General features: G+C 56.2%; 16 protein-coding genes. 8 read left to right on the top strand and 8 right to left on the bottom strand.

Going from position 1 to position 15498, the window contains the following annotated elements:
- Window positions 1-24 precede the first annotated feature (24 nt).
- On the bottom strand, window positions 25-1437 hold the full coding sequence (locus BM029_RS15540) for an MFS transporter (protein WP_092437520.1): 1413 nt from the start codon (window positions 1435-1437) through the stop codon (window positions 25-27).
- A 324-nt stretch (window positions 1438-1761) separates the two neighbouring features.
- Between BM029_RS15540 and BM029_RS15535 the strand changes: the two genes are divergently transcribed.
- From BM029_RS15535 to ftsB, 4 genes are all read left to right on the top strand, one after another.
- Window positions 1762-3417 carry a CTP synthase gene (locus tag BM029_RS15535; RefSeq protein WP_092437518.1) on the top strand — a complete coding sequence of 552 codons (1656 nt, stop codon included), beginning with the start codon at window positions 1762-1764 and terminating at the stop codon, window positions 3415-3417.
- Window positions 3418-3426: 9 nt separating this feature from the next.
- Window positions 3427-4281, top strand: a complete 855-nt coding sequence (kdsA, locus tag BM029_RS15530) for a 3-deoxy-8-phosphooctulonate synthase (RefSeq protein ID WP_092437516.1) — start codon at window positions 3427-3429, stop codon at window positions 4279-4281.
- A gap of 131 nt (window positions 4282-4412) precedes the next feature.
- Entirely contained in the window at window positions 4413-5696 is a 1284-nt protein-coding gene (eno, locus tag BM029_RS15525) for a phosphopyruvate hydratase (protein WP_092413417.1), read from the top strand.
- 153 nt (window positions 5697-5849) lie between these two features.
- Window positions 5850-6230: a cell division protein FtsB gene (gene ftsB, locus BM029_RS15520; protein ID WP_092413415.1), complete on the top strand. Its 381-nt coding sequence runs from the start codon at window positions 5850-5852 to the stop codon at window positions 6228-6230.
- 37 nt (window positions 6231-6267) lie between these two features.
- Here ftsB and hslO read toward each other — a convergent pair whose 3' ends face one another.
- Together hslO and BM029_RS15510 are read right to left on the bottom strand one after the other, a co-directional pair.
- A complete protein-coding gene (gene hslO / locus BM029_RS15515) occupies window positions 6268-7236 on the bottom strand; it encodes an Hsp33 family molecular chaperone HslO (protein WP_092437514.1) in 969 nt (322 codons plus the stop codon).
- 75 nt (window positions 7237-7311) lie between these two features.
- A complete protein-coding gene (locus BM029_RS15510) occupies window positions 7312-7836 on the bottom strand; it encodes a gamma carbonic anhydrase family protein (protein WP_092437512.1) in 525 nt (174 codons plus the stop codon).
- 124 nt (window positions 7837-7960) lie between these two features.
- Here BM029_RS15510 and BM029_RS15505 point away from each other — a divergent pair, with 124 nt between their 5' ends.
- Window positions 7961-8803 (top strand): ferritin-like domain-containing protein, encoded by an 843-nt coding sequence (locus tag BM029_RS15505; protein WP_092437510.1) that lies wholly within the window; start codon window positions 7961-7963, stop codon window positions 8801-8803.
- A 110-nt stretch (window positions 8804-8913) separates the two neighbouring features.
- Here the strand turns inward: BM029_RS15505 and BM029_RS15500 are convergent, their stop codons facing one another.
- From BM029_RS15500 to BM029_RS15485, 4 genes are read right to left on the bottom strand one after another with little or no spacing between them, the layout of a single operon-like run.
- A complete protein-coding gene (locus BM029_RS15500) occupies window positions 8914-9462 on the bottom strand; it encodes an RDD family protein (RefSeq protein ID WP_092437508.1) in 549 nt (182 codons plus the stop codon).
- 5 nt (window positions 9463-9467) lie between these two features.
- Complete coding sequence (locus tag BM029_RS15495; protein ID WP_244545078.1) at window positions 9468-10229, bottom strand: DUF3106 domain-containing protein; 762 nt, start codon at window positions 10227-10229, stop codon at window positions 9468-9470.
- A complete protein-coding gene (locus BM029_RS15490; protein WP_092437506.1) occupies window positions 10226-10633 on the bottom strand; it encodes a DUF3619 family protein in 408 nt (135 codons plus the stop codon). Before BM029_RS15490 ends, BM029_RS15495 begins: the two co-directional genes overlap by 4 nt.
- Window positions 10630-11199: an RNA polymerase sigma factor gene (locus BM029_RS15485; protein ID WP_092413402.1), complete on the bottom strand. Its 570-nt coding sequence runs from the start codon at window positions 11197-11199 to the stop codon at window positions 10630-10632. Before BM029_RS15485 ends, BM029_RS15490 begins: the two co-directional genes overlap by 4 nt.
- 621 nt (window positions 11200-11820) lie before the next feature.
- Here BM029_RS15485 and BM029_RS15480 point away from each other — a divergent pair.
- The 3 genes from BM029_RS15480 (at window position 11821) to ilvC (ending at window position 15134) form a co-directional block, all read left to right on the top strand.
- Window positions 11821-13548: an acetolactate synthase 3 catalytic subunit gene (locus BM029_RS15480; RefSeq protein ID WP_092437504.1), complete on the top strand. Its 1728-nt coding sequence runs from the start codon at window positions 11821-11823 to the stop codon at window positions 13546-13548.
- A gap of 2 nt (window positions 13549-13550) precedes the next feature.
- Window positions 13551-14042, top strand: coding sequence for an acetolactate synthase small subunit (gene ilvN, locus BM029_RS15475; protein WP_014005248.1), 492 nt, complete (start codon window positions 13551-13553; stop codon window positions 14040-14042).
- Between the two features lie 75 nt (window positions 14043-14117).
- Window positions 14118-15134, top strand: a complete 1017-nt coding sequence (gene ilvC / locus BM029_RS15470) for a ketol-acid reductoisomerase (protein ID WP_092437502.1) — start codon at window positions 14118-14120, stop codon at window positions 15132-15134.
- 82 nt (window positions 15135-15216) lie between these two features.
- On the opposite strand, the gene BM029_RS26310 is transcribed toward ilvC, so the two are convergent.
- The coding region (locus BM029_RS26310; protein ID WP_244545077.1) for a transposase at window positions 15217-15498 on the bottom strand (282 nt) is incomplete at its 5' end.

Raw genomic sequence — 15498 nt, 5'->3', positions numbered from 1 at the left:
GCTGTCGCAAATATGACAATTCTGTCAGTTTCGCCCGTGCTTGATTCTTAGTGCGCTGATGACAGTGGCAAGCAAGGCTGCGCCTGCCGCCAGCCATAGCGACAAATGGACCGCGCTGGCGTCGATATGCGCGGTGTCGGCGGAAGCCTGGGCGATGCTGGTTGCCGCCAGCACCACGGCGACCAGCGCTGCGCCAAGGGATTGACCGAAAGTGCGGGCAATCGCCAGCATGCCGGATGCGGTGCCGCTGCGCGCACGCGGTGCGTTGCTTAGCATTTCGCGATTGTTGGGGCTTTGGAAAAAACCGAAACCAAGTCCGCACACAAAGGCGCGCCACAAGATATCCGGTATCGAAGCGTGTTCGCCGAGGCAGGCTAGCAAGACAAGGCCTAGCGTTAGCACCAGCAGGCCGCAGGTTGATAGCAGCGATGCCGAATAGTGGTCGGCCAGGCGGCCGGCGATCGGCGCCGTGATGGCAATCGCCACCGGCCACGGCGTAAATAAGGCTGCCGATACCAATGGACTATAGCCATAGGCGCCCTGAAACAGGAATGGTAGTGCAATAAAGGCAATTCCCTGGCCGACAAAAGAGCAAAGCGAAGTAGCTACCGCCATGGAAAACCGTTGTGATGCAAAAATATCAAGTGGCAGTAACGGTGCTGTGTAACGTCGTTGTCTAATGATAAATAAAACAATTGAAACCAGCGCGATCGCGAAGAGCAGCATTTCCTTGCCCCAGCTGTCGTGGCGCGCCAAGCCGTCGACGGCCATGACGAAGGTGCCCAGGGCCACTGCCGAGAGCACGGCGCCGATGGCGTCGAATTTGCCGCCGCGTCCCGGATCGCGCGGCAGCACGCTCCATGCCATCAACAGCGTGATAATGCCGATCGGGACATTGATCGCAAACAGCCACGGCCAGCTCAGCACAGACAACATCAGGCCGCCAATCGCCGGGCCGGCAGCAGTAGAGGAGGCCACCACCAGGGCGTTGACGCCTAACGCCGCTCCCAGCAGGCGGGTAGGGAATATATTGCGGTAGAGCGCCGGACCGATGCTCATGGCGGCAGCGCCGCCCAGACCTTGTAAAAAACGCATGCCGGTCAGCATCGCCAGCGAGGGCGACAGCGCACAACCCAGCGAAGCCAGGGTGAATACCAGGATCCCGCTCATATATACACGGCGAAAGCCTAGCACCTCGCCCAGCGAGGCGAAAGCGACCATGGTGATGGCGCCGGCGAGGATGTAGGCGTTGGCTATCCATACGGCGGCAGCCGCATCGACCTGCAGGCTGCGCGCAATCGTGGGCAGTGCAACATTGACGATAGAGCCGTCCAGCACGCTCATGCTGGTGCCAAAAATGACGACGATAATCGCCACCCGGCGCGTTGCTCCGGGCAGGCCGTCGTCCTCGGGGAGATCGCCGAAGAGCTTATTCATATGAAATGCATTTATAAAATGGGTTACAGGCGTCGAGTTTCTGGCGGCGCGACTTTGGCGCAACACTTGAACGGAGTAATGGCGGGGCAGGCACTGTCAGCATTAAAATCAGGGAAGCATTGATAGGCCGAGGCGGAAGTCGCGAATTATCACATGAAGCACAATTTCACGCAGGCATCGGCTTAGTGATTGTAGTAGGGGGTCACGGGTTTATCTTGGGCCTGGCAACAAAAGCAGCGATTTTTAGGAACACCGGCGGCTGTCGCGACGGCTGTTTGATGTATAATTCGAATTTCCCGCATGTGCCGTTCGGCACCTTCCGTAATGACTAAGTTTGTATTTGTTACCGGTGGCGTTGTCTCATCCCTTGGTAAAGGGATTGCAGCCGCCTCTCTCGCCGCGATATTAGAATCGCGCGGCCTTAAAGTCACCCTTCTTAAACTCGATCCGTACATCAACGTCGATCCAGGCACCATGAGCCCGTTCCAGCACGGCGAAGTGTTTGTGACCGACGATGGCGCAGAGACCGATCTCGATCTCGGCCACTATGAGCGCTTCATTACGGCCAAGATGAAGAAGGTGAATAATTTCACTACCGGCCAGATCTACGAATCCGTGATCCGGAAGGAACGCCGGGGCGAGTATCTCGGCAAGACGGTGCAGGTCATTCCGCATATCACCAATGAAATCCAGGATTACATCTATCGCGGCGCCGAAGGTTTCGACGTGGCGCTGGTGGAAATCGGCGGTACTGTCGGTGATATCGAATCCTTGCCGTTCCTTGAAGCAGCGCGTCAGCTGAGCCTGCGTGCGGGCCGCAATGCAGCCGCTTTCGTCCACCTGACCCTGGTGCCATATCTGGTATCGGCCGGTGAATTGAAGACCAAGCCGACCCAGCATAGTGTGCAGAAACTGCGCGAAATCGGTATTTCGCCAGATGCATTGCTGTGCCGTGCCGACCGTCCGATTCCTGACGACGAACGGGCCAAGATTTCCTTGTTCTCGAACGTCCAGGAAGACGCCGTGATTTCGGTGTGGGACGCTGACACTATCTACAAGATCCCGCAAATGCTGCACGACCAGGGGCTGGATGCGATCGTCTGCGAAAAGCTGGGCCTGTCGCCTAGGCCGGCCGACCTTTCGGTCTGGACCAAGCTGGTGCACGCGCTGAAAAATCCAACCTACGAAGTCACTATCGGCATGGTCGGCAAATATGTCGACCTGACCGAATCGTACAAGTCGCTGACTGAAGCGTTGCGCCACGCCGGTATCCATACCGGCAGCCGGGTCAACATCGAATACCTGGACTCCGAAGAAATCGAAGCCAACGGTACTGGCGCATTGGCCAAGTACGATGCGGTCCTGGTGCCAGGCGGCTTTGGCAAGCGTGGTGTCGAAGGCAAGATCGCGGCGGCCCGTTTCGCCCGTGAAAGCAAGATTCCTTATTTGGGCATCTGTCTCGGCATGCAGGTTGCACTGATTGAATATGCACGCGGCAAGGCCGGCCTGCCGCTCGCTAATTCGACTGAATTCGATGCGCAAACCGATCAGCCGGTAGTGGCCTTGATCACCGAATGGCAAAATCACGATGGCAAGGTAGAGTTGCGCGATGTTAACTCCGATCTGGGCGGCACCATGCGCCTGGGCGCGCAAACCTGCGATGTCAAACCGGATACGCTGGCCTCTGAAATCTACGGTCCGACCGTGACCGAACGCCATCGTCATCGTTACGAAGCCAACAACCATTACCTGGACCGTATCGAAGCGGCCGGTTTGGTGGTGTCGGCCCGTACGCCGACCGAAGGCCTGTGCGAAATCATGGAACTGCCACGCAACGGCGATAATGCCCACCCTTGGTACGTTGGTGTCCAATATCACCCGGAATTCAAATCGACTCCGCGCGATGGACATCCGCTGTTTATTTCGTTCATCAAGGCTGCGTTGGCGCACAAGCAAGCTAATACTGCAACCGCAGCGTAAGGAAAGAACATGAAACTTTGTGGCTTTGATGTTGGTCTGGATCAACCGTTTTTCCTGATCGCCGGCCCGTGCGTTATCGAATCGCGCCAGATGGCGCTCGATACCGCCGGACAATTGAAAGAGATCACCAGCGCGCTGGGCATCAACTTCATTTACAAATCGTCTTTCGATAAGGCGAATCGTTCGTCCGGCACTTCTTTCCGCGGCCTCGGCATGGAAAAAGGGCTGGAGATCCTGGCTGACGTCAAAGTGCAAATCGGCGTGCCGGTACTGACCGATATCCACGAAATCTATGAAATCAAGCCGGTGGCGGCGGTGGTCGATGTCTTGCAGACACCGGCTTTCCTCTGTCGCCAGACTGATTTCATCAATGCTTGCGCGCAATCAGGCAAGCCGGTGAATATCAAGAAAGGCCAGTTCCTGGCGCCGCACGACATGATCAATGTCATCGCCAAGGCGCGTGCCGCTGCCCGTGAAGCCGGCCTGCCGGAAGATAATTTCATGGCATGCGAACGCGGTGCGTCGTTCGGTTACAACAACCTGGTATCCGACATGCGCTCGCTGGCGATCATGCGCGAAACCGGTTGCCCGGTAGTGTTCGATGCTACCCACTCGGTGCAATTGCCGGGCGGCCAGGGCAGCACTTCCGGCGGTCAGCGTGAATTCGTGCCGGTATTGGCACGGGCTGCGATTGCGGTCGGCGTTGCCGGGGTGTTCATGGAAACCCATCCGAATCCTGCAGAAGCTAAATCCGACGGACCGAATGCGGTGCCGCTGGGACGTATGAAAGAATTGTTGTCGACCATGATAGACCTGGATCGGGTCGTCAAAAAGAATGGCTTTATCGAAAGCAATTTCGGTTGATTGCTTGGGGTCGGGCTCGCTAGAGTCGTTTGACTATATCGCTTCCGCTATACACACAAGTGGCAGCGCCAGCAGTTTGACCCCGTAAATGGTTTTAATATCGCGCATATTTTTATTTGATAGGGAAATACATGAGTGCAATCGTTGACATCATTGGCCGCGAAATTATTGATTCGCGCGGTAATCCGACAGTCGAATGCGACGTCTTGCTGGAATCCGGCGTCATGGGGCGTGCAGCAGTACCGTCCGGCGCTTCCACCGGCTCACGCGAAGCGATCGAACTGCGCGACGGCGACAAGAGCCGTTACGGCGGCAAGGGCGTGTTGAAGGCCTGCGAGCATATCAATACTGAAATTTCCGAAGCCATCATGGGCCTGGACGCCAGCGAACAAGCGTTCCTGGACCGCACCCTGATCGATCTCGACGGCACTGAAAACAAGAGCCGCCTGGGCGCTAACGCCATGCTGGCAGTATCGATGGCAGTTGCCAAAGCGGCGGCAGAAGAAGCCGGTTTGCCTCTGTACCGTTATTTCGGCGGCAGCGGCGCGATGCAAATGCCTGTGCCGATGATGAACGTCATCAACGGTGGCGAGCATGCCGACAACAACCTGGATATCCAGGAATTCATGATCATCCCGGTCGGCGCACCTAGCTTCCGCGAAGCGCTGCGTTACGGCGCTGAAGTATTCCACGCGCTGAAGAAAATCTTGCACGACAAGGGCCTGGCAACCTCGGTTGGCGATGAAGGCGGTTTTGCACCATCGCTGGCTAGCCACGAAGATGCACTGAAACTGATCATCCAGGCAATCGAAGCCGCAGGCTACGAGCCAGGCACCCAGATCGCCTTGGGCCTGGATTGCGCTGCAAGCGAATTCTACAAAGACGGCAGCTACGTCCTGGCCGGCGAAAACATGACTTTGACCGGCGCGCAATTCACCGGTTTGCTGGCATCGTGGTGCGACAAGTACCCGATCATCAGCATCGAAGACGGCATGGCCGAAAACGACTGGGACGGCTGGAAACTGCTGACAGAAACGCTGGGCAAGAAAATCCAGCTGGTTGGCGACGACCTGTTTGTCACCAATACCAAGATCCTGAAGGAAGGTATCGATAAAGATATCGCCAACTCGATCCTGATCAAGATCAACCAGATCGGTACCTTGACCGAAACTTTCGCTGCGATTGAAATGGCCAAGCGCGCCGGCTACACCGCGGTGATCTCGCACCGTTCGGGCGAGACTGAAGATTCGACCATTGCCGATATCGCGGTAGGTATGAATGCCTTGCAGATCAAGACCGGTTCGTTGTCGCGTTCGGATCGCATGGCAAAGTACAACCAGTTGCTGCGCATTGAAGAAGATCTGGGCGACATCGCCAGCTATCCTGGCCGTGGCGCGTTTTATAATCTGAAGTAACAAATTGGGGAAAGAGTTTAAGAGCCACCGTAGCGTGGCGAATGACCCTCTTCTGGGCGACTCTTTCCTCAACTGATTAGAGAGTGGGGTGGGTATGACTACCCACCCCGCGTTTGACTAGATTAGATAAGACGGTAGACCCACCCCCAAACAATGCGCCTGATTGCCATTTTCCTGACCGCTTTGCTGATACTGGTCCAGTACCCACTGTGGCTAGGCAAGGGCGGCTGGCTGCGTGTGTGGGACATGGATCAGCAAGTGCATGCTGCCCATGACAAGGTCGACGAACTGAAAGCCCGCAATGCCAAGCTGGATTCGGAAGTACATGATTTGAAAGAAGGCACCGGTGCGGTCGAAGAACGGGCGCGCACCGAGCTGGGCATGATCAAGCAAAACGAGATTTTCATACAGATTCTCGATCCGAACGGCAATCCGGCAGATGCGCCGGCTCCGCCAAATGCGGCACTGGCAGCGATAGAAAAGACGGTCGCGGTCGCGGTGCCAACCGAAACGAACAAGAAATCAGAGCCCTGATCTCTTGCATCTCCATATCAGCCCTTAGTACTTACCTTTAGTGCTTGCTGCTGCCTGTAGGCAGCAACGCTTCAACCGGCGCCGCGCTGGCAAACAGGTGTGCGCAATCGACTTTGTCGAATTCATAATGCTTGCCGCAGAAATCGCAATCCACCGCCAGCTTGCCCAAATCGGCAAGGGCTTCCTCGATCTCGGGCTGACCCAGCATTTTCAACATGTTGCCGACTTTCTCTCGTGAGCAATTGCATTGGAAGCTGGGTTGCTGCGGTTCGAAAACACGGATGGTTTCTTCCCAGAACAGGCGGCGCAGCAGTGTCTGGATATCGGTTGCCAGCATTTCTTCAGGACGTAAAGTACCGCCCAGCGCCAAGAAGCGATTCCATGTTTCCAGATCGTCGTTGACGGGCACATCGATGCCGCCGTGATTCGGTAATTTCTGCAGCAGCAAACCGCGTGCAACTTTGTCGTCAGCTGCCAGCCAGAGCCTGGTATCGAGCTGTTCCGAGCGCAGCATATAATTTTCGATGACGGTGGCGATGCTCTCGCCATCCAGCGGGACGATGCCTTGATAAGCCTTTTGGCCGGGCATTTTATCCTGCGGGTCCAGCGTGATGGCAAAACGCCCCTGGCCATTCAGATTAACCAGCTGCGACATGGTAGCGTCCGGGTCGATCACGGCATCGGGCGCGAGCTTTGCCGTGGCGCGCATCCGCAGTTGTGAATCGCATTCAACCACTAGCAGCCGGATCGGGCCGTCGCCGTATATTTGCATGACGATGACGCCGTTGAATTTCAAATTGGCGGACAGCAGCGCTGCCGCAGCCATCATTTCGCCCAGCAAAGTCGTGACTGGCGCCGGGTACTGGCGGTGCGTCAGCGTTTGCTGCCAGGTGGCAGACAGCTGTACCAGTTCGCCACGCACGGCAGCGTTCTCAACCATGAATTTCTGAAGTGAGTCGCTATCGCCGTGCAGTTCGCCGGCATCCATCATTTTTGTTACGTCCATATTTTTTATCCGCTAATTTGTTGCTGCTAATTTGTTGCCGATTCTCTGCTTGAGTATTACTTTATTGGCAACTGCTTATCCGATTTGCTTCAGGCCCGTTTTGTACTCTAGCCCGCGTTCTATATAATGCGTAGCGTTGCCGGCCAGCGCCGCAACATCTTGCTCGCTCAGGGTTCGCACGGCTTTGGCCGGTGAGCCGATAATCAGCGAGTTGTCCGGGAATTCCTTGCCTTCGGTAACCAGCGCGCCGGCGCCGACCAGGCAATTCTTGCCGATTTTGGCGCCGTTCAGGATGACCGCCTGGATTCCGATCAATGCACCATCGCCAATCGTGCATCCATGCAACATTGCCTGATGGCCAACGGTGACGTTCTTTCCGAGTGTCAGCGGAAAACCCATATCGGTGTGCAGCGTGCTGCTTTCCTGCACGTTGCTGCCCTGGCCGACCGTAATCAATTCATTGTCGCCACGGATAGTGACGCCGAACCAGATGCTGGCGTCGGCTTCGATCCTGACCTTGCCGATCAGATTGGCAGACGGCGCAATGTATGCTGAAGGGTCGATGTCGGGGGCATGTTCGCCCAATTGGTAGATGGCCATAAATCTCCGTAGAATGCTGGTTGCCGGGCCTGCGTGATGCCCTTTTGCTGGATGCTTATTTAATGTGTGTAGATATGTCCGAAGTGCGATTTTTCAACAGTAGCGCCATTTTACCGCTGTCAACATGAACCATTCTCCCTTTCTCGTAACGCCGGATGAGCCGGAGCTACGTGGTGCAGCCCTGCATTGGCTCTGCGAGGCTGATGTTGCCGCCAAGGTAGCCGGGGTCGAGGCAATGGCGGCAGGCTGGAAAAATGCCGAAATGACACTGGATAAGCAGCGCGTGCTGAGCGCAACCTTAAGCATACCCGGGCGCCCGCAACTGCCGGCGCTGGTCCCGCCGCGCGAAGTCAAGCATCGCTCCATGGCTTCGCTGGAAGGGCGTGCCGCCATGATTCATGCGCTGGCGCACATCGAATTCAATGCCATCAACCTGGCGCTCGACGCCATCTGGCGTTTTACCGGGATGCCGGAAGATTATTACGTCGACTGGCTGCGTGTCACCAGGGAAGAAGCTTATCACTTCAGCTTGTTGGCAAGTCACCTGCAGACGCTGGGGTTTGCCTATGGCGATTTTTCGGCGCACAACAGCTTGTGGGAACTGACGGAGAAAACCAGTCATGACATCCTGGCCAGGATGGCGCTGGTGCCGCGCATGATGGAAGCACGCGGCCTGGACGCATCACCACGCACACGCGCCAAGCTGGCGCAGGCCGGCGACGAGGATGCGGCGGCGATCATCGACATTATCCTGCGCGACGAGATTGGCCACGTGGCGATCGGCAACCACTGGTATGGCTGGCTGTGCGAGGCGCGTCAGCTGGAGCCGCTGGCAACCTTTTCAGCCTTGGCGCTGAAGCACAAGGCGCCGATATTGCGTGGGCCATTCAATCTGGAAGCGAGGAGGGCGGCCGGGTTTTCCGAGCTGGAATTACTTGCCCTGTTAGAAGAAACAAAGCCGCTCTAAGCGAGCGGCTGCGGTGTAGGGTGGGCACGCCTTTGTGCCCACGCTGGATGGCAAATGCGGAGCCCGCGTGGGCACAAAGGCGTGCCCACCCTACAAGGGCTTTGGATAGTTTAGTGATACCACTTGTGTCTGCCGGCGGGTTTGACGATTTCCGCCATATTCACCAGCTTGGTGCCTGCGATACGGTCATGCAGGAATTGCCGTTGCGGATCGAGATAGATAGTCATGGCCCAGAGCACGAAATTCGCCGCCGGGATCAATACCAGCATCCAGGTATGCGCGCCTAGCGCCCAGGCCAGCGCCAGTCCGGGCAGGAACCAGCACCAGCTGAGCAGGAAACGGATGGCGGCACGGCCGGCCTTGACCGCACTGCCGTCGCGGTTGACCAGCTGGATACGCCAGGTTTTCATGGCCAGTGTTTGTCCGCCATGACTCCAGGACCAGACGAAATACAGGGTGAGTACGATAAATAGCCAGGCTTGTTGCCCGTGACGCAGGTAAAGCGCGTTGCGCTGCTGCAGCAAGGTGGAAAAAATCCATCCCGAAATGAACAGGATGCCGAACAGCAGCATGGCTTCATACATGATGCTGCCGAAGCGGCGTTTCAGCGATGGCGTCTGCTGTTGGCTGGCAAGCTGGTCGATTGCGGCAGGATTCAAAATGTTTATTTCGTGGCTGGCGCCAGCGTCGGCGCTGGAGCCGCTGCAGGTGCTGGCACCGGTGCCGATGGAGGCGCTGGTGTCGGTGTGACTACTGCAGTCTGTTCCTGGTTCGCAGGGGGGGGCAGTTTGGCTGGCGCTGCCGGTTTGGATTTGTTGAGCGTGGCAGGCGGCAAGGTGGTTACCCGTTTGTGGCGCGGTGTTGCCTGTTCAGCCAGCTCTTCCTTTTGCTGCTCCGACAATTGCTGATACTGCTGCCAGCGCAGCGCTCTTTGCTCGGTATCAAGCTTGTTGGCGCGGGCATAGTTTTCACGGGCGATACGGCGCTGCTCCGGGGTCAATGTCACCCAGCCGCGCATCCTGGCCTGCAATCTTTCCTGCTCGGCCGGCGTCATGCTGGCGTAGCGGTTGCTGATTTCCAGCCACTTCTTCCTGGTGGTCGGTTTTAATTTATCCCAGTCGGGGGCGAGCGGCTCCAGGACATGTTTCTGGACGGCGCTCAGCTCATTCCAGGTAGGAGCCGCACTATTCACCACCTTGGTCATCTTGGGCTGGTTGCCAGCGGGGGTGCTCGGGACTTCCTTGACGCTGGCGGCAGCCGGGCGGCCGGCGGCCTGGGTCGGCGCAACCGGGCCTAGTACTGCCAGCGCTGCGGCGCCGGTCACCAGCAACGCACACGCGGCGCCGATGAAACGCTTGCGGCGGCTGCCTAACATGTTGATGGTTAGCTTGCGGGCGCTCGTATTGGAGGAAGAGTTTGACGTCATTGTTCTTGCTGCTGGGCGAGGTAGGCGCTAAAACCGCGGTCCAGGTAGGCCGATGGCGGCAATTCGTCCGATAACATGGCGGCATCGATATCGGCGGCGGCAGTAATCCGATGTTGCTGTTCATATTGATACAAACCGGACAGCAGCACCACGCCGACCAGAATTGGTGCGGCAACGCCGATCCGCATCAGCCAGGACAGGCGGTCGCCGAAGAAACTGCCGGCGTGGCCTGCCAATACGCCTTGGCGCGCCAGCACACGGGTCGGGGCATCTTTTTTCTTGCGCGCCATCGCCGCCTTGCGGGCAGCAGCCAGGCGGTCAGCGGTAGGGGCTGGCAAATTGTCCAGGTTTTCATTCAGTGCGTGCCGCACCTTGAAAGCGAAATTGATTTCTTTAGTGTTCATAAACTGATTCCTTTGGCCTTGAGCGATAGCGCCAGAGTGTGCGTTGCGCGAGAGCAGTGCGTTTTTACGCTGCCTTCCGAGCATCCCATTGCGGCCGCGGTCTCGGCAACATCCATGTCCTCCCAATAACGCATCAGGAAGGCTTCTCGTTGACGCGCAGGGAGTTTCTGTACTTCCTCATCGATCATATTGAGAATTTGCTCACGTTCCAGCTTGTTGGCGCTGGATTCGGTCGCTTGCGAATCTTCATCCGACTCGAAGGTTTCCAGGACGTCGTAATCCTCGTCATTGGCATTGTTGTGCCCCATGCTGGAAAACAGGCTGACCCAGGTATTGCGTACCTTTTCCCTGCGGAAATAGTCATGGATAGTGTTCTGCAGGATGCGCTGGAACAGCATCGGCAGCTCGGCCGCCGGTTTATCGCCGTATTTTTCCGCCAGTTTGATCATGGCGTCCTGGACGATGTCCAAGGCGGATTCGTCCTTGCGGACGGCGTACACCGCCTGCTTGAAAGCCCGGCGTTCTACGTTTTCAAGGAAATCGGAAAGTTCTTTATCTGTGGCCATGCTTCGCGGCGAATTGGGTCATACACTAACTACCTACTGCTAATTCAAGATTCTGTTGCGAGTCGGAATACGATCACGCCTGGGACGGACCCCGATGTTGACTCGTCTACGCTTGCCGCCCTTGGCCTGCGTCCGGATAAACAATACAAGCAACAATGAAAACAATGGCTTGCAATAAATTTCCAGACTGGCCGAATCCTAGCAAAAAAGGGGCGGGTTGTGGGCAAATCTACAGCAAAAGACACGATTTAACTTGGATTTCATGTAATTTGGCTTGACCGGAATGAAACTACGCATTATGGTAGCTATCCACTTCAGAATCCTGAAGTGCAAGCCTTTTCGCTGACGACTCAAGATGTTGTTCAACAGAAAGGCATGCTTTACATTTGTAAGCTGTTTGCTCCAACCCGTGCCACAAGCGCGAGAAACAGGCAGCGGTGGAATCAGAATTTTCGGCCGAACGAGTAGCGTTTAGCGCCATTTTGAATCGTATCTACGGCTACGCAACGGAATGACGTGATCGCACAAAAAAGGGACGCCGTGGCACTGGTACGCTGCGCCATTTCGTCAGGAAAGAGCATCCGATCAATTTCCAATGGACCTTGAAAGGATCTAGTCATCATGAACAAAGATACAAATTTGCCTATTACCGGCGCGGAAATTCTCGTGCGCTGCCTGGCAGAAGAGGGTGTCGAACATGTGTTCGGTTATCCCGGTGGCGCAGTGTTGTACATCTACGACGCCATTTTCCAGCAAGAAAAATTCCAGCATATCCTGGTACGTCATGAGCAAGCTGCGATTCACGCAGCCGATGCCTATTCCCGCAGTTCGAACAAGGTTGGCGTGGCTATTGTCACGTCCGGTCCTGGCGTCACCAATGCGGTGACCGGCCTGGCCACGGCCTATATGGACTCGATCCCGATGGTGGTGATTTCGGGTCAGGTGCCGTCTTATGCGATCGGCGAAGATGCGTTCCAGGAATGCGACACGGTTGGTATTACACGCCCGTGCGTCAAGCACAACTTCCTGGTCAAGGATGTCAAGGATTTGGCATCGACCATCAAGAAGGCGTTCTTTATCGCCAGTACCGGCCGTCCCGGCCCGGTGTTGGTGGATATCCCTAAAGACATCACCATGCACCGCCACGTTTTCGACTATCCGAAGGAAGTCGAAATGCGTTCCTACAAGCCGGTCGACAAGGGTCATTCCGGTCAGATCCGCAAGGCGGTGCAATTATTGCTGACAGCCGAACGGCCGATGATCTATGCCGGCGGCGGCGTGATCCTGGCGAATGCTTCGCCTGAGCTGAACAAGCTGGTGGATCGCCTGGGTTACCCATGCACCACCACCTTGATGGGCCTCGGCGGTTACAAGTCGTCCAGCGACAAGTTTGTCGGCATGCCTGGCATGCACGGTACTTACGAAGCCAACATGGCGATGCAGAACAGCGATGTGCTGATCGCGATCGGCGCCCGGTTTGACGACCGTGTGATCGGCAACCCGAAGAATTTCACCTCGGTCTCGCGCAAGATCATCCATATCGACATCGATCCGTCGTCGATTTCCAAGCGCGTCAAGGTCGATATTCCTATCGTCGGCAACGTCAAGGATGTGCTGCAAGAACTGCTGGCGCAACTGGATGCTGCCGAGACCCGGCCAAATGCTCCGGCCCTGTCCAACTGGTGGAAGCAGATCAACGAATGGCGCGGCCGCGATTGCCTCAAATTTGCCGATTCGAAAGAAGTGATCAAGCCGCAGTCCGTGATACAGAAGGTCTGGCAGATCACCGACGGCGATGCATTCATCACCTCCGACGTCGGCCAGCACCAGATGTGGGCTGCCCAGTATTACGGCTTCGACAAGCCACGCCGCTGGATTAATTCCGGCGGCCTCGGCACCATGGGTGTCGGCTTGCCGTATGCGATGGGTGTGCAGATGGCCAATCCGGGTTCGACCGTGGCCTGTATCACCGGCGAAGCATCGATCCAGATGTGTATCCAGGAACTGGCTACCTGCAAGCAATATCACCTGACGCCGAAGATCATTCTGCTCAATAACCGTTTCCTCGGCATGGTCCGTCAATGGCAGCAGATCGATTACGGTTCGCGCTATTCCGAGTCCTACATGGATTCGCTGCCGGACTTCACCAAGCTGGCCGAGTCGTTCGGTCACGTCGGCATGAAGATCGAAAATCCGGCCGATGTGGACGGTGCACTGAAAGAGGCGTTCGGCATGAAGGATCGCCTGGTATTCATGAATTTCATTACGGATCAAACCGAAAACGTCTGGCCTATGGTCAAGGCGGGCAAGGGCTTGACTGAAATGCTGCTCGGTTCGGAGGATCTGTAATCATGCGACATATCGTTTCTGTATTGCTGGAAAATGAAGCGGGCGCCTTGTCGCGCGTGGTCGGTCTGTTTTCGGCCCGCGGCTACAATATCGAGACATTGACGGTCGCACCGACCGAAGATGCGACCTTGTCACGCATGACCATCGTGACAAGCGGTTCGGATGACGTGATCGAACAGATCACCAAGCACCTGAACCGTCTGATTGAAGTCGTCAAAGTGGTCGACCTGACCGAAGGCGCACATATCGAACGCGAGCTGATGCTGATCAAGGTGCGCGCGGTCGGCAAGGAACGTGAAGAGATGAAGCGCACCGCGGATATTTTCCGTGGCCGCATCATCGACGTCACCGACAAGTCCTACACCCTGGAACTGACGGGCAACAAGGGCAAGCTGGACGCATTCATCGATTCGATCGATCGTGCAGCGATTCTGGAAACTGTCCGTACGGGCGGTTCCGGCATCGGTCGCGGCGAACGCATTCTCAAAGTCTAAGCAAAGAACAAGACGGCGCGCTGAAATGTTCAGTGCAATGAACTTAAACATCAAATTACATATATAGGATTAAAAATGAAAGTTTTCTACGACAAAGACAGCGACCTCTCCCTGATCAAAGGCAAGAACGTTGCCATCATCGGTTACGGTTCCCAAGGCCATGCGCACGCGCAAAACCTGAACGATTCCGGCGTCAAGGTCACAGTCGGCCTGCGTAAAGGCGGCGCATCGTGGGACAAGGCAAAGAATGCCGGCCTGAACGTAGCTGAAGTCAACGACGCAGTGAAAGCAGCCGACGTCATCATGATCTTGCTGCCAGATGAAAACATTGCTCAAGTCTACGCAGAAAACGTCGCACCGTTCGCCAAGCAAGGCGCAACATTGGCGTTTGCCCACGGCTTCAACGTGCATTACGGCCAAGTCGTGCCACGTGCCGACCTCGACGTCATCATGATCGCGCCAAAAGCGCCAGGCCACACAGTCCGTGCGACCTACACCCAAGGTGGCGGCGTGCCGCACCTGATCGCCGTTTATCAAGACAAATCCGGTAGCGCCCGCGATATCGCCTTGTCGTACGCAACCGCCAATGGCGGCGGCCGTGCCGGCATCATCGAAACCAACTTCCGCGAAGAAACCGAAACCGACTTGTTCGGCGAGCAAGCTGTTTTGTGCGGCGGTGCAGTTGAACTGATCAAGGCTGGTTTTGAAACTCTGGTCGAAGCTGGCTACGCGCCGGAAATGGCTTACTTCGAATGCTTGCACGAACTGAAGCTGATCGTTGACCTGATCTATGAAGGCGGTATCGCCAACATGAACTACTCGATCTCCAACAACGCTGAGTACGGCGAATATGTCACTGGCCCGCGGATTGTTACAGAAGATACCAAGAACGCAATGCGTCAGGTTCTGAAGGACATCCAGACTGGTGAATATGCGAAGAGCTTCATCCTGGAAAACAAGGCTGGCGCGCCAACCCTGATTTCCCGTCGCCGCATCACTGCAGAACATCAGATCGAGCAAGTTGGTGAGCAACTGCGTGGCATGATGCCTTGGATCAAAAAGAACAAAATGGTTGACCAGTCGAAGAACTAATCAGAAAACGATTAGCTCCGAAAAAAAAGGACGGCATTGCCGTCCTCAGGTTGCTGACGAACCCACCATTTTTTGGTGGGTTTTATTTTTTGTGGTTTGAATTGGGTCGCGCCTCTAAAAAAACAGGCAATCGGCAGAAGAAGGCACCATACAAGAGGAAATGGCACATAAAGACGTATGCGCGGTCGAAATGGACGTTTAAAGAAGCTAAAAGCCGCGCCAGCAGCAGCGCGATCTTCTTCATATTCTGGCAAGCCGCCCCCAACAGACACTGCTCGGCGAGCTTGCGCAAGCCACGCATCTTTGCGTAGCGATGGCCATGTAGCTGCTTAGCATCGGCGAAACTGCGCTCCACCGTTTCCTT

The organism is Collimonas sp. OK607 (assembly GCF_900111995.1).
Lineage (GTDB): Bacteria > Pseudomonadota > Gammaproteobacteria > Burkholderiales > Burkholderiaceae_D > Collimonas.
Note: the sequence above shows the minus strand (reverse complement) of the source record. Positions and strands in the feature narration are given on the sequence as shown.